The sequence below is a fragment of the Nocardia jinanensis genome (genome assembly GCF_014645735.1).
GTDB classification, from domain to species: Bacteria; Actinomycetota; Actinomycetes; order Mycobacteriales; family Mycobacteriaceae; genus Nocardia; species Nocardia jinanensis.
This window is the reverse complement of the sequence record NZ_BMMH01000014.1, coordinates 78390-91125: the sequence shown is the minus strand read 5'-3', so window position 1 is coordinate 91125 and position 12736 is coordinate 78390. Positions and strand designations below refer to the sequence as shown.

Sequence of the window (12736 nt, the reverse complement as noted above, 5' to 3'; positions counted from 1 at the left end):
GCGCTGCCGACATGTGTGGTCGACTCGACTCGGCGCTGTGCCCGCCGAGCCGCGCGAGCGCGGGACGACGTGATCAGGCGGAGGAGAGCTGAGCCTGCCACATCCAGTGCAACTGTTCGAGTCGGGCCGCGATCGTGATGAGCAGATCCTGGCTCACCGGATCCGCCTTCTCGGTGACCTCGATGCGCTCCCGCAGGCGGACGATAACCGTGCTGAGGTTCTTGACGATGGCCTCGATGACATCGGTGTCCTGCTGCCAGCCGTCGGGAAACGCCAGACCGGCGGCCTCCTTGGCGACGGTGGCGGCACGGCCGTCCGGGCTGACACCGATGGAGGTCGCGCGTTCGGCGGCGTCGTCGGTGAACTCACGGGCCGCGGTCACCAGCTCGTCCAAGGCGAGATGGACAGAGCGGAAATTACGGCCGAGGACATTCCAGTGGGCCTGTTTGGCGATCAGCGACAGATCGATGAGGTCGATGACCGTGGCACGTAACGCCTCGCCGGTGATGTGCTGCTGCTCCGGGTCGAGGGTGCTCTTGATAGGGACGTTCATCGTCGAATGCCTTTCTTCTCGTTCGCCGGACACCGGGCGACTACCCGGACATCCGCGGTCGAATCAGCGACCGGACCGGCTGTGCGCGACACCACTGCGCGCCGCCGGACCCAGGTTTCGCCGCCATGAGCACGGGTAGGCCGCCAGGCAGACCGAATCCGCGACGGAAGGAGCACGATATGGCGCAGCAGCACAACCTGACCGGACGGCGAATCGCGGTTCTCGCGACCGACGGCGTGGAGCAGGCAGAACTCGTCCAGCCCCGGTCGGCCGTCGAAGACGCCGGTGCGAGCACCGCGCTGGTCTCGCTGCGGCCCGGCCGTATCCAGGCCATGAACCACGATGTGGAGAAAGGTGACACCTTCGCGGTGGACCGGGTCGTCGGCGAATGCAGCCCCGGCGAATTCGATGCCCTGTTGTTACCGGGCGGCACCACGAACCCGGACAAACTTCGCCAGGACGAATCGGCCGTGGCCTTCGTCCGGGACTTCTTCGCCACCGGTAAACCGGTCGGCGTGATCTGCCACGGCCCGTGGACCCTGGTGGAAGCGGACGTGGTACGCGGCCGCACCCTTACCTCCTACCCCAGCGTGCGAACCGATATCCGCAACGCCGGTGGCACCGTCGTCGACGAGGAAGTGGTGAACGACCGCGGGCTGGTGTCCAGCCGCAACCCCCGCGACCTGCCCGCGTTCTGCGCGAAGATCGTCGAGGAATTCGCCGAGGGGAGACATCCGGTACATCCGGAGGGTGCGACGGCGTCCCGCTGACCGATCGGCACAGCCCGCCGGGCCGGCCGTCGTCCGGGTCAGATCACGCCGTGCAATGGCGGTGGACTGCCGTGCAGCAGGGTTCGGCCGATGTGCTGGTATTTCCACCGGACCGGGTCGTGCAGGGTGTGGGTCCGGGCATTGCGCCAGAAGTGGTGCAGGTTGAGATCGTCGGCCGCACTACGCGTCCCGCTGACCTCGAACAGTGCGCTGGACACCTCGGTCGCGGCCCGATCGGCCAGTATCTTGGCGGTGGCGACGGCGATCGAGGCGTCGGCCACCTGATCCGGAGCGCCGAGTGCGGCGTCCACTGCCGCGCCGGCGACCGCCAGCGTGGCCTCGGCCGCCGATACGGTCACGGCCAGTTCGCCGAAACGCTGGATGAGCAGCGGATCGTCGATCGCCCGGTGCACCTGCGCCTCGAACCACGGCCGGCTCTTGTTCCGGGCGAATCCGGCGGCGGTGGTGAGCGCGCCGCGGGCGATTCCGGCGTCTATCGCGGCGTGCAGCAGTTGCGCGGAGGCACCGTAGGCGGTGGGCTCGTCCACGGCGGCGGAGCGGGCGACGAGCTGATCGCGCTCGACCACGACGCTGTCGAACGACACCGTCCCACTACCGGTGGTGCGCTGACCGAACCCGTTCCAGTCGTCCACGATCCGGACCCCCGGTGTATCGGCCGGGAGGAACGCGACGTACTGGCCGGACGGAAGCCCGGATACGCCGCCGGGGTCGTCCAGTTTCGTGAGTACGGCCAGGACGTCGGCGAACAGTGAACCGGTGCAGTAGTACTTGACCCCGTCGATCCGGAACTGCTGCCCGCCCGCGAGTGGCCGGACCGTGGTGGCGATATCGGCGACCGTCGCGCCGCCGCGCTCGGACTGCGCGTTCGCGATCTGCGCGCCGTCCAGTACACCGGTCAGATAGCGGCGCTGCTGTTCGGTGGAACCGGCCAGTTTCAGCAGGTTCACGTAGACGAAGTGGCTGTGCGGGATCTGCGCGATATTCGGATCGGCGATCGCCAGCAGCCGCACCACCTCGGCGACCGCACTGGGTGGTAGCTCGGCCCCACCGTGGATCGCCGGCACCGTCACGGCCAGCAGACCACTGGCCGCCAGTTTGCGCACCTCGGCGAAGGGCAGCGCGCGCTCCCGGTCGCGGTGGGCGGCGTCCACCGCGAATTCCGCCGCGAGTTCCGCGGCGACCGTGCGGGCCTGCTGCGCCGAGGCGATGCGCGCGGCCCCGACGGCGGTCATCGCCCCACCGCGGCGGGACGCCGCGCCGCCTCCAGTTCGCGCACCAGCGGCAGCACCTTGGCGCCGAAGTACTCGATCTCCTCCTGGAAGTGCAGGAAACCGCCCAGGATCAGGTCCACGCCGAGTTCGCGGTAGGCGACGATCCGCTCGGCGACCTGCTCGGGCGTGCCGATCAACTGTGTCCGGAAACCGTCGTTGTACTGAACCAGATCCTCGAAACTCGAGTCCGCCCACATCCCTTTACCGTCGCGGGTCGAGGCACCGGCCTGCTGCACCGCGTCCCGGAAACCCTCGACCGCGGGCTTGTTCGCCTTCTCGATGATCTCGCGCAGGGTGTCGCGGGCTTCGCGCTCGGTATCCCGGGCGATGATGAAGCCGTTGAGCCCGAAATTCACTTCGCGGTCGTGAGCACGGGCCACCGCGCGTAGATCGTCGAGTTGTTCGGTGACGCCGTCGAAATCTTTGCCGTTGGAGAAATACCAGTCGGCGTAGCGTCCGCCGTTGCGGCGGGCCGCGCTGGAGTTACCGCCCTGGAACAGTTCGGGATTCGGGCGTTCCGGGGTGTTCAGCGGTTTGGGCTTGAGGGTGAAATCGCGGATACGGTAGAAATCGCCGCCGTAATTCACTTCGTCCTCGGTCCAGATCTTGCGGATCACCTCGAGGAACTCCGCGCTGCGCCGGTACCGCTCGTCGTGTTCGAGCCACGGCTCACCGAGCGCGGTGAACTCCCCGGCGAACCAGCCGGAGACCACGTTGATGGCGAACCGGCCGCCGGACAGATGGTCGGCGGTGGCGCCGAACTTGGCGAGCACGGCGGGATGCCACAGACCCGGATGGACAGCGGCGATCACCTTCAGCCGTTCGGTGGCGCCGAGCAGCGCCAGGCTGAACGACGTGGATTCGTGCTGGAACTCGGCACCATAGGACGCGGTGTAGCGGACCTGGGAGAGCGCGTAGTCGAACCCGTTACGTTCGGCGGTCTGCGCGAGCTTCTTGTTGTACTCGAAATCCCAGCCGGTGCGCTGTTCGATCTCGCTGGTCACCAGACCGCCGCTCACATTGGGCACCCAGTATGCGAACCGGATCTGGTCGGTGGTCTTCTCAGTACTCATCGAGCCTCCCTAATTGTGGAACATGCGGTCGCGGAGGCCACAGCGAAAGCAGAGGTATCGCATCATCGGCCTCCTCGAGCTGCTGGATACGGCCCGCGGAGACCGCAGCGAAGGCGGAGGTATCGCATCATCGAGCCTCCCTGATGCCGGTACATACGGTCCGCGGAGGCCGCAGCGAAGGCGGAGGTATCGCAGTATCGCAGTATCGCAGTATCGCATCACTGTTCCCGCTGCTCACCGTGGGCGTTCGTCGTTCGGACGCCGGGCACGACAACCCTTGTACCCGGCGCGAGACCAGTTCACCAGCGAGGTGCTGGTGGTACGAGGTTTTGAATCTGCGGGATCGCATCCCGTAGGGGCCCGCGGTGCGGGCGGCGCCATCCGCCCGCGGATATCGGCCCGCCGGGCCCGCGAACCGCACCCGAGTACCGGCGACCCGTGTCCGGTACTCGGGCTCGCGGCCGGTGCCCCGGCGGCCGACAGGCCGCCGAGTCCCCGGGGTCTCCGGCGCCGGTCAGGCGGTGGTCGTGGCGGCTCCGTTGTACTGCGACCTGCTGAAACGCCCGGCGGGCTGGAAGCGGCCCAGCACTGTGGCCGCATCCTCCCCGGTGACCTGCGCGATGAGTTCGTGCGCATCCGCCACCGAGTTCACCGAACGTGCCGCCTGCGGGCGGTGCAGTGTGCCCACGAGCGCCGAAGCGAACCGCGGATCGGCCGCCGCCGCACTGAAGAACTGGCCGCCGATCTCGGCGAATTCGGGGTCGCTGAGGAACAGCCTGGTGACCTTGGCGGCGTCCTCGGCCCGAGCGTCCAGGAACGACTCGTACTGCGTGGTGATCCAGGCGTCGTCGAACGCGCCCTCGTGCGCCGCGGCCGCGGCGACCAGGCGCTGCGCCTGAACCAGCCCGCTCTGCGCGCCCTGCCCGGCGATCGGGTCGTAGGCCACGGCGGTATCCCCGAGTGCCGCTACCGGGTGACCACTCGTGGTGTGCCCGACACCACGCCGGAACAACGGCCGAACGGCGCCCCTGAGCCAGGAATGCGGATCCTCGGCGATCACCTTCGTGGCGAGCACCTCCGGCAGATCCCAGTCGAGATAGTCGCGGTAGAGCTCGGTCACGATCCGGTGCGCCGATTCCGCCGAATCGGCGGCCGCGAACCGCTTCTCCCATTCACCGCCCGGCCGCGCCCAGCCGAGAAACGCCCAGGTCGGCCCCGCGTCCTTGTGCAGATACGGTCCCCACCAGGCTTCACCTTCCTCGGCGACGATGGAGAAACCGCTGCGGCCGCCGCCGGCCGGGCTGCGATGGGCGAACACCGACTCGTCGTGCGGCAGACCCGTGACGGTGACGGTCAGCAGACTGCGCTGCGGTGCGTCGTAGACGGTGCGCGTCTCATCGATAGCGAACAGTTGCGAGAGACCGCCGCGGCCGGTGGCGACCAGGGTGAGGTCGTTGTCGGCGGCGATCGGGTCGAGCAGATCGGGCGTCACCGAATCCACGACGAACCGGCCGCCGCGCTCGAGAAAAGTGGTGAGCCGTTCGTCGGCCTTGAGCCGGGTATCGACGGCGAGACCGTGGAAACCGTCGAAGGCGCCGTCGAAGTCGATCAATTCCTCGCCGCCACCGGCTACGCGGACGGTGAGACCGCTGTGCAGCGGTGCGCGGTCGAGATAGGTAGGCAGGCCGAGCGCTTCTTCGGCGGCCTGGGCCTCACCGAAGATGAGCGCGGTACCGGTGGCAGGCACCTTGTCACGCAGATCGCGCTGGTCCTTGTCGCTGTAGACGGTGACGGTGAACCCGGCGTCGAGCAGGCCGAGCGCCGCGGTGACGCCGGTCTGCCCCGCACCGATCACGGCGGCCTTACGGTGGGAAGTGTGCTGAGTTGTCATAGCGCCATGGTCACGATCCGAGGCGCCGGGCTGCACCTTTACACTCACCGCGAGTTGATGCCCAACAGCACCGCACCGCAGCTGTTTTCGTGGCACCATCGACATTTTCCGCCGAACCGGGACCGGGCCGTCCGCTCTACCATCCGTACATGACGTTCGACCTCGTCCCGCTGACCGGCGACCGCGCCGAAGGCTACCGCCGACTCACCGCCCAGGCGGCCGCTCTGCTCGCCGGCGAATCCGACCGGACCGCGAACGCCGCCAATCTGAGCTCCCTGGTGTACCACAGTCTCGCGGAGGTCAACTGGGCCGGTTTCTACTTCTACGACGGCCGGGAACTCGTCGTCGGCCCCTTCCAGGGCAGGCCGGCCTGCGTACGGATCGCACTCGGCGCGGGTGTGTGCGGCACCGCCGCGCGTACCCGCCGGACCCAGCTGGTTCCGGATGTCCACGCTTTCCCCGGGCATATCGCCTGCGACGCCGACAGTCGTTCGGAGATCGTGATACCGCTGGTCCACGACAGTGAACTGCTCGGCGTCCTCGATCTCGACAGTCCGCGCCCCGGCCGGTTCGACGAGACCGACCGTCTCGGGCTCGAATCGATCGCCGAGGTCTTCCTGGAGTCGCTGGCACGAATCTGAGGGCCCGTAGCGGTTGAACGCGACGGGCCCGGCCGGCCTCAGGTCCGGGCGCGGTGGTGCCGCGTCCGCCGGGGCGCTCTGCGCCCGGCCTCCCGCCGCACCTGGGCGAGGAGCTCGGCGGGGACGAGACCGACGATCTCACGCCGCGAGGCGATCACGAGTTTGCGCAGTACTGCCGCCAATTGCGCTTCGGTGGTACGCACCGAGGTACCCCGGCGGGCCGCGATGGCGACATTGGTCCATCCGGCGGCGGCGAGGACGGCGACCGCGCGCTCGGCACCGGACAGATAGTTCCACGGATCGCGGAGGGCGGTTCGGGTCGGTACGGACGCGCCGGCCGCGTGCCGGTCGCAACCGCCTATCGCCACCGCCCGGGGACCACGCAGCGCCGGCATCACAGCGGAGCCGTGAGTTCGAGGTGGATCCCGTCCGGGTCGTCGAACGACAGGATCGCGATGCCGAACTGGTCCATCTCGATGACCTCGCCGTGACCGATACCCGCTGCTCCCAAGCGTTCGGCGGCGGTGAACAGATCCTGCTTCGAATCCACCGAGAAGCTCAGGTGGTCCAGACCGACCCGTTCCGAGTCGAACGAGTCACCGGCCGGGGCGACCGGGCGCAAGCCCAGCAGCATCGCTCCGGCCCGGAAAACGCATCCTCCGTAGAGCCGGAACGGATCGGTGCGGACCTCCGGGTCGTCCGGGCGGCCCGGCGATTGCGCGACGATCTCGAATCCCAGGACGTCACGGTAGAAATCGCGGGACCGGTCTATATCGGTCACCGTCAGGCGGATGTGGTGGGGGCCGTATGTAGCGAGGACGGGCATATGCACTCCGGAAAGGGTGTTGTGCTGGACGTCGACGTGGGAGACAACCGACCGGTCGGACCGGTGAGGTACCTCCATCGCGTGAGCCTATGGCCGATCCGCTCCGGACAGGAGTGTCGGAAGCGACATCTTTCGTACAACTCCCGACATGAACACCACCATCTTCGTCGTGGACGGTGTCGCCGAGTCCGGTTTCACCGCGCTGCTCGAAACCCTCGCCACCGCGAACGCGCTGCGCGAGATATCCGTGGCGGAGTTCCGCGCCACCGGCCCGGTGTGGTGATTCGTCAGGTGACCAGTTCCCCGGAGATATTGCGTGATACCTCGTCCGGTAGCACCGTGGACCCGGAGCCGCCCACGCGGTAGCGCGCGCCGCGATGTTCCGGCGGCAACCGGTCGCCGCGCTCGAACAACGCGTTGCGCAGAGTCCCCGGCACGTACTCCGTGGAATAGGCACCGCGTGCGGTGAGCACGGGGATCACATACTCGACGATATCCTCGAAGGTCCCCGGCGTGATCGCGTAGGCGAGATTGAACCCGTCCACATCGGTGTCCTGCGCCCATTCCTGCAGCCGGTCGGCCACCGTCTCACCGGAACCCACGAATACCGGACCGATCCCGCCGATCCCGGCCCACCGCCCGATATCGCGGACCGTCCATTCCCGGCCGTCGTCGTCGAATTCCTGGAACGCGGCCACCGCCGAGCGGATCGCATTGCTCTGGACCTCACCGATCGGGTCGTCGAGGTCGTAGCGGGACAGATCGATTCCCATCCAGCCCGACATGAACACCAGCCCGCCCTCGACGCTGGCGTAGGACAGGTACTCCTCGTGTTTGTGGCGGGCGTCCTCGTCGGTGGCATCGGTGACGATGGTGGCCAGGGCATAGATCCGCGCGGCATATCGGTCGCGGCCGGCTGCCGCGAGCGCGTCACGGATACCGGACACCGTCTGGGTGAGCACTCGTTTCGACGGCGCGGCGACGAAGATCGCCTCGGCGTTCTCGGCGGCGAACCGCACCCCGCGCGGCGAGGCGCCCGCCTGGAAGATCACCGGTGTGCGCTGCGGCGACGGCTCGGACAGGTGTACACCCGGAACCGTGTAATGCTTTCCGCTGTGGCCGATATGGTGCACCTTGGCGGGGTCCACGTAGATATTGCGCACCGGGTCACGGACGACCGCGTCGTCCTCCCACGAGCCTTCCCACAGTTTGTAGAGCACTTCCAGGTACTCGTCGGCCTGGTCGTAGCGGTCGTCGTGGTCGAGTTGATCGTCCGCGCCGAAATTCCTTGCCGCCGAGGGCAGGTAGCCGGTGACGACGTTCCAGCCGACCCGGCCACCGGTCAGGTGATCCAGCGTCGACAACCGCCGGGCGAACGGATACGGATGCTCGAAACCTGTTCCGGTGGTGATCCCGAACCCGAGATGCTCGGTCACCGCCGCCATGGCCGACACCAGCAACAGCGGGTCGGCCACCGGGATCTGCGCGCCCTGGCGCAGGGCGGCCCGGTCGTCGCCGCCGTAGACGTCGTAGGTACCGAGTACATCGGCGATGAAGAGCCCGTCGAACCGGCCGCGTTCCAGCAGCGTAGCCAGCTCGGTCCAGTAGCCCAGCTCCTTGTACCGGTGCGACCGGTCGTCGGGATGCCGCCACAGTCCCGGAGACTGGTGGGCGACACAGTTCATATCGAAGGCGTTGAACCGGATCCGCCGGGTCATCAGCGCGCCTCGTCCGCGGGCTTGCGCTCCCCCGCGCTCCAGGCGAACGGCAGCTGGGTACCGTTCAGCAGGTGGTCACCGATGGCCCGCGCTTTCTGGATGGCCGGGTTGTGCACCGAGATGGTGCGCGCGTTGCGCCAGTGCCGGTCCAGCCGCAGCCCCTCCGAGGTGATGGACGCCCCACCCACCTCGAACAGCTGGGTCGTGGCGGCCAGGACAGTATCGATCACACCGAGTTGGGCCTGCGCCGCGGCCAGTTCGGCCTCGATCAGGCCCTGTTCCTCGGTGGCCCCGGCGGCGAGTACCTCGTCGAGCACATCGGCGACGGCCAGCACGCTGGCGCGGGCACCGAACGACGCGGCCGACAACCGGCCGATCACCTGCTGCACCAGCGGATCGTGGCGGGGCAGATCGGCCGCGGAGTGGGTGTAGCCGCGGCGGCGCGCGGCCACCCACTCGCGGGTATCGCGTTCGGCGCGCTGCGCGATTCCGGCCAATACCGCGAGCTGGAAAAGCTGCAGGTAGGAGGTCGAATAGGTCGCGCCCGCATCACCGTAGCCGGGACCGAGGATCCGGTCCTGCGGGACCGCTACCCCGGTGAATTCGGTGGTGCCGCTGGCGGTCAGCCGCTGACCGAAACCGTCCCAGTCGTCGTGCTGGCGCACTCCCTCGGCGTCGGCGTCCACCAGCACACTGACCCGCTCGCCGTCCCGGTCGGCGGCCACCAGGATGTGGTCGGCGTAGAGCGATCCGGTGCTGTAGTACTTCGTCCCGTCGAGCACCCAGCCGTCCTCGGCCTGCGTCAGCCGGGTCTGGTACCGGCCCACCGCCCCGACCCCGGGTTCGGTGATCGCATTGCCGACGAGCGTCCCCTCGGAGATCTTGCGCAGCCACTGTTCGCGCGCGGGTCCCGCCTCGGCGAGGAGCTGATCCTCCACGAACACGAAATGCACACGCAGCGCCTGCGGCAGATTCGATTCGGCGGCGGCCAGTTCGATCAGCTGCCGGAACAGCTGCCGCACACTCGCGCCGTACCCGCCGTATTCGACGGGCACCCGCAGCGCGCCGAACCGCGCCGCGCGCAATCGGCGTACTTCGTCGTGGGCGAGCCGGCGGTCGACCTCGCGTTCGACGGCGCCGACCGCGATATCGGCGTAGATCGGCGCGAACACCGCGTCCAGATCGGTATCGGAGACAGGTTGTGCGGTGGAAGTCATCACCCCACGATCACCGACGCCGCGAGCCCGCTCACCGGTTACACGCAGCCAGATCGCAACATCGGCGGGCAAAAAATCCCGCCGATTCCAACCGGTGACAAGGCGCGCGGAACCGGTCAGGATCACAGATCGGCCCGGCGAGGAGCTCGGCCACCGCACTATCCGTTCCAGAGCCCCTCGAAGGAGAATTTCGGTGAGTCTGTCGTTCCACTGGTTCCTACCCACCTACGGCGATTCGCGCGGCCTGATGGCCGGTGGTCACGGTACGTCGATGTCCGGCGACCGTCCCGCCTCCCTGCGCTACCTGAACCAGATCGCGGGCGCGGCCGAGGAGAACGGATTCGAGGCGGTACTCACCCCGACCGGGGCCTGGTGCGAGGACGCCTGGCTGGCCACCGCCATGCTGGTGGAGACCACCGAAACCCTGAAGTTCCTGGTGGCCTTCCGCCCCGGACTGGTGAGCCCGACCCTGGCCGCCCAGATGGCCGGCACCTACCAGCGGCATTCGCGAGGCCGGCTTCTGCTGAACGTGGTCACCGGTGGCGAACCGCACGAACAGCAGGCGTTCGGCGATTTCCTGGACAAGGAGCAGCGCTACGAGCGCACCGGCGAATTCCTGCACATCGTGCGCGAACTGTGGGAATCGCGGGAACCGATCAGCTTCGAGGGCAAACACCTCCAAGTGCGCAACGCACTGCTCAACAACCACCCGGACCCGGTGCCGCCGGTCTTCTTCGGTGGCTCCTCCGCCGCCGCCGGCCCGGTCGCCGCGAATTACGCCGACACCTACCTCACCTGGGGCGAACCGCTGGTCGCGGTCGGCAAGAAACTGGAGTGGATCCGCGGCCTGGCCGCCGAACGCGGCCGCATCCTGGACTACGGCATCCGCCTGCACGTCATCACCCGCGATACCTCCGAAGCCGCCTGGGCCGAAGCCGACCGGCTGCTCCAGGGCATCGATCCGGCGGATATCGCACGGGTGCAATCCAATCTGGCGCAGAGCGAATCCGAGGGCCAGCGGCGCATGCTCGAACTGCACGGCGGCCGCACCGACCGCCTGGAGATCGCACCCAACCTGTGGGCGGGCGTGGGCCTGGTCCGCGGCGGGGCGGGGACCGCGCTCGTCGGTTCGCACGAAGAGGTCGCCGAACGGCTGGTCGAATACTCGCGGCTCGGTATCAAGCACTTCATCCTCTCCGGCTACCCGCACGTCGAGGAGGCGTACTGGTTCGGCGAGGGCGTCCTGCCGATCCTGGAGAAGAAGGGGCTGTGGCGCCGCCCGATCGAGCGCCCCACCGCGGCGACCGGAACACCGTTCGCCACCGCTTCCACCAGCTGAATCATGGCGTCACCCACCCGCCGGACGTAGCCCACCGTTTTCGCCGGAACCGGGCTACCGTGAGCGGGTGGGTGAGACGGGTATCGCTCGGTGAGGTTCAGGAGCCCCTCTTGATTCCCCTGTACGGTCGCGCGCAGGACGCCGGGACAGCATCCTGCGACACCGAGGCCATCGAACTGGTCGCGGCGATCGACTACGACTTCTCCGAGTTCCGCGGCCCGTCGCTGTCCGGCGCGGTGCTGCGGGCCTCCATTTTCGACGAGTTGCCCGGATGAAATGGATCTGTGAAGACCCGAATTCGCTCGAGGACCGCGGCCTGCACCTGGTGGAATCCTGGACCTACGCCTCGCCTCAGCCGACTGTCGCACAGCAGTGGCCGATGCGCTACCGCGTGGGAATGAGACTTCTGCGCGCGATTCTTCCGGCGCCGGTGGAGACCTACAAGCTGAACCTCTTCGAAACGGTGCGAGCTCGGAACGCGTGACCGGGCATAGCTCATCCCCGCGTGCGCGGGGAGCACTCGGGGATTCCGTTGACACCCATACCGATACACCTGTTGTCGGACCGTTTTCAGCGAGTGCCCCCGCGGCGAACGACAGCCCGATCCGGCGATCGGCGAGAACCGGCCGAAAACCTGCCGACCTGCGATAGAAGCTCTAGATCGCGCAGTAACCGGTCGACGATACGGGGGCCGCAGACAAGTAGGTAAGGGCACACCGTCCGCCCGTCTCATTGCCGAGGTCAGGATTCGAGACCACTCGAGATCACCCATCACCAAGGCGGGCGGCCAGGAGACCTTCGATTCCCGCTGCAAGACCGGCCGCGTCGATATCGTCGAGGATGGCACTCTGGGCGAGAAATGCAGGGCCGACCGCAGCGAGGATCGCTGCTATCTCCCGGATCGGCGCCGCAGGCGAGATTGCACCCTGCGTGGCGTAGTGCTCGAGCAATCGGTCGAAGTCATGCCGGATACGTCGGTGATCATCGGCTAGCCGCGCACGCAACGTTTCGTTGCGCTGAGCTTCCGCCCAGACCTGCACTGCCAATCCAGGAAGGTCAGCTGTCAGCGACGACTGCAGGGCCTGAAGGAACTTGCCCAACACGAGGGGCAGTGGCTCAGGCGGACGTTCGCGTGTCACCTGTACCAGGATGTTCGAAATCTCCTCAACCACTTGGTCGATGATCGCAGAGACGAGTTCGTCCTTGCCGGTGAAGTAGCCGTACACCGCCCCCGCGGACATGCCGGACTCAGCGAACACATCGGACATCGACGTACCGGCGAAACCCTCACGCGCGAAGCAGCGCCGGGCCGCCTGGAGTACCTCGCGGCGGCGCGCTTCCCGGTAGCGGTCTGACACAGGCGGCATCGTCACTTCCTCCAAACAATATGAACTGTTCTGTTTGCGGGTCCCAAAG

Annotated in this window: 15 protein-coding genes; 6 read left to right on the top strand and 9 right to left on the bottom strand. The window is 67.7% G+C overall.

Annotated elements, in window-relative coordinates; genetic code table 11:
* Positions 1-73: 73 nt before the first annotated feature.
* Positions 74-553, bottom strand: a complete 480-nt coding sequence (locus IEY68_RS26755) for a Dps family protein (RefSeq protein WP_058855183.1) — start codon at positions 551-553, stop codon at positions 74-76.
* Positions 554-732: 179 nt separating this feature from the next.
* On the opposite strand from IEY68_RS26755, the gene IEY68_RS26750 reads away from it, so the two are divergent.
* Positions 733-1323 (top strand): type 1 glutamine amidotransferase domain-containing protein, encoded by a 591-nt coding sequence (locus tag IEY68_RS26750; RefSeq protein WP_058855182.1) that lies wholly within the window; start codon positions 733-735, stop codon positions 1321-1323.
* 38 nt (positions 1324-1361) lie between these two features.
* Here IEY68_RS26750 and IEY68_RS26745 read toward each other — a convergent pair whose 3' ends face one another.
* From IEY68_RS26745 to IEY68_RS26735, 3 genes are all read right to left on the bottom strand, one after another.
* Positions 1362-2576, bottom strand: a complete 1215-nt coding sequence (locus tag IEY68_RS26745; RefSeq protein WP_058855181.1) for an SfnB family sulfur acquisition oxidoreductase — start codon at positions 2574-2576, stop codon at positions 1362-1364.
* A complete protein-coding gene (gene sfnG, locus IEY68_RS26740) occupies positions 2573-3688 on the bottom strand; it encodes a dimethylsulfone monooxygenase SfnG (protein ID WP_058855180.1) in 1116 nt (371 codons plus the stop codon). Before sfnG ends, IEY68_RS26745 begins: the two co-directional genes overlap by 4 nt.
* Positions 3689-4202: 514 nt before the next feature.
* Complete coding sequence (locus tag IEY68_RS26735; protein WP_058855179.1) at positions 4203-5579, bottom strand: styrene monooxygenase/indole monooxygenase family protein; 1377 nt, start codon at positions 5577-5579, stop codon at positions 4203-4205.
* A gap of 149 nt (positions 5580-5728) precedes the next feature.
* On the opposite strand from IEY68_RS26735, the gene msrC reads away from it, so the two are divergent.
* The gene (msrC, locus tag IEY68_RS26730) at positions 5729-6220 is read left to right on the top strand and encodes a free L-methionine (R)-S-oxide reductase MsrC (RefSeq protein ID WP_058855178.1); all 492 of its coding nucleotides are present in this window, start codon (positions 5729-5731) and stop codon (positions 6218-6220) included.
* Between the two features lie 38 nt (positions 6221-6258).
* Here the strand turns inward: msrC and IEY68_RS26725 are convergent, their stop codons facing one another.
* Entirely contained in the window at positions 6259-6615 is a 357-nt protein-coding gene (locus IEY68_RS26725; protein WP_058855177.1) for a helix-turn-helix domain-containing protein, read from the bottom strand.
* Entirely contained in the window at positions 6615-7124 is a 510-nt protein-coding gene (locus IEY68_RS26720) for a VOC family protein (RefSeq protein WP_229719026.1), read from the bottom strand. The genes IEY68_RS26725 and IEY68_RS26720 overlap by 1 nt, the downstream gene beginning before the upstream one ends.
* Positions 7125-7194: 70 nt before the next feature.
* On the opposite strand from IEY68_RS26720, the gene IEY68_RS36855 reads away from it, so the two are divergent.
* Positions 7195-7329, top strand: a complete 135-nt coding sequence (locus tag IEY68_RS36855) for a hypothetical protein (protein ID WP_267886576.1) — start codon at positions 7195-7197, stop codon at positions 7327-7329.
* A gap of 4 nt (positions 7330-7333) precedes the next feature.
* On the opposite strand, the gene IEY68_RS26715 is transcribed toward IEY68_RS36855, so the two are convergent.
* Together IEY68_RS26715 and IEY68_RS26710 are read right to left on the bottom strand one after the other, a co-directional pair.
* The gene (locus IEY68_RS26715) at positions 7334-8764 is read right to left on the bottom strand and encodes an LLM class flavin-dependent oxidoreductase (RefSeq protein ID WP_058855176.1); all 1431 of its coding nucleotides are present in this window, start codon (positions 8762-8764) and stop codon (positions 7334-7336) included.
* Positions 8764-9981: an acyl-CoA dehydrogenase family protein gene (locus tag IEY68_RS26710; protein WP_058855227.1), complete on the bottom strand. Its 1218-nt coding sequence runs from the start codon at positions 9979-9981 to the stop codon at positions 8764-8766. The genes IEY68_RS26715 and IEY68_RS26710 overlap by 1 nt, the downstream gene beginning before the upstream one ends.
* A 193-nt stretch (positions 9982-10174) precedes the next feature.
* On the opposite strand from IEY68_RS26710, the gene IEY68_RS26705 reads away from it, so the two are divergent.
* The 3 genes from IEY68_RS26705 to IEY68_RS36465 all read left to right on the top strand — a co-directional run bounded on the left by IEY68_RS26705 (position 10175) and on the right by IEY68_RS36465 (position 11804).
* Positions 10175-11320: an LLM class flavin-dependent oxidoreductase gene (locus tag IEY68_RS26705; protein ID WP_058855175.1), complete on the top strand. Its 1146-nt coding sequence runs from the start codon at positions 10175-10177 to the stop codon at positions 11318-11320.
* Positions 11321-11430: 110 nt separating this feature from the next.
* Positions 11431-11595: a hypothetical protein gene (locus IEY68_RS36470; RefSeq protein ID WP_229719024.1), complete on the top strand. Its 165-nt coding sequence runs from the start codon at positions 11431-11433 to the stop codon at positions 11593-11595.
* A complete protein-coding gene (locus tag IEY68_RS36465; protein WP_058855174.1) occupies positions 11592-11804 on the top strand; it encodes a hypothetical protein in 213 nt (70 codons plus the stop codon). Before IEY68_RS36470 ends, IEY68_RS36465 begins: the two co-directional genes overlap by 4 nt.
* 280 nt (positions 11805-12084) lie before the next feature.
* Here the strand turns inward: IEY68_RS36465 and IEY68_RS26695 are convergent, their stop codons facing one another.
* Positions 12085-12678, bottom strand: coding sequence for a TetR/AcrR family transcriptional regulator (locus IEY68_RS26695; protein ID WP_189094508.1), 594 nt, complete (start codon positions 12676-12678; stop codon positions 12085-12087).
* Between the last annotated feature and the right edge of the window lie 58 nt (positions 12679-12736).